The sequence below is a fragment of the Paraburkholderia strydomiana genome, assembly GCF_031456815.1.
GTDB lineage: Bacteria > Pseudomonadota > Gammaproteobacteria > Burkholderiales > Burkholderiaceae > Paraburkholderia > Paraburkholderia caledonica.
Map to the genome: position 1 here is coordinate 1 of NZ_JAVDVL010000049.1, position 1,198 is coordinate 1,198.

Below are 1,198 nucleotides of genomic sequence, written 5' to 3' on the forward strand. Positions count from 1 at the left end.
GGAGGTATCCGAAATCTTGTGTGTCGAGGTCGGTTAAAAAACCTCAGCTGATGGCGGAGGTGAACCGCTCGCCGAACAGGATGGCGAACTGATTGACCGCTTGCCGCCAGGTGATAGGCGGCATCTTCCAATCCTTTTCGATGTTGCGCAAGGCCAGATACAGCAGCTTGCTGGCGGCTTCGTCGCTCGGGAAGTGGCCGCGGTTCTTCACGATCTTGCGCAGCTGCATATGCATGCTCTCAATGGCATTTGTCGTGTAAATGATCTTGCGCACTTCCGGCGGATAGGCAAAGAAAGGAATCACCTGCTCCCATTGGCGTTGCCACATCGCCGCGACAGTGGGGAATTTGCGGCCCCACTCGCTGTGTGCAAAGGCATCGAGCGCCGCGGCAGCGGCTTCGGCCGAAGCAGCCTGATAGATCGGCTTGAGCGCGGCGGCCAACGGCTTACGGTCCTTCCAGCCCGCCAGATTGAGCGAATTGCGGATCAAATGCACGATGCAGGTCTGGATTTGGGCAGCCGGAAACACTGCTTCAATCGCCTCAGGAAAGCCGCGCAAGCCGTCGACAACCGCAATCAGAATGTCGTGCAGGCCGCGGTTTCTCAGCTCGTTAAAGACCTTCAGCCAGAACTTGGCGCCTTCGGTTTGCTCGATCCATAGGCCCAGCACTTCCTTGCGCCCGTCGGCGCGAATACCGAGCGCCAGATACACCGCCTTGTTCCTGACCGTGCCTTCGTCGCGGATCTTCAAGCGCAGGGCGTCGAAATAGACGATCGGATACATCGCCTCGAGCGGCCGTTGCTGCCATTGCTCGACTTCGGCCAGCACTTCGTCCGTGACGGTGGAAATCAAATCGGGCGACACCTGCAAGCCGTACAGCTCCAGCAAATGGCCCTGAATCTCGCGCACGCTCATGCCGCGCGCGTACATGCTGATAACGTGGTCGTCAAAGCCCGGCAGCCGGCGTTGATATTTGCCCACTAATTGCGGCTCAAACGTGGCCTGCCGGTCACGCGGAATATCGAGCTTTAACTCGCCATTGGGCGTGATCACCGTCTTGGCGCTCGTGCCGTTGCGGTGATTGCCGCTTTGGCCTTGCTCGGCTTCCGTTTGCAGGTGGTGCGTGAGCTCCGCTGCCAGCATGCGCTCGGCCAGTTGCTTCTTCAGTTGCCCGGCCAGGCCCGATTCGCCGAGGAT

At 59.5% G+C, this 1,198-nt stretch carries 1 protein-coding gene; it reads right to left on the reverse strand.

Features of this window, described 5'->3' with window-relative positions; genetic code table 11:
• Nucleotides 1-43 precede the first annotated feature (43 nt).
• The gene (locus tag J2W46_RS34300) at nt 44-1,198 is read right to left on the reverse strand and encodes an IS256 family transposase (RefSeq protein WP_310360467.1); all 1,155 of its coding nucleotides are present in this window, start codon (nt 1,196-1,198) and stop codon (nt 44-46) included.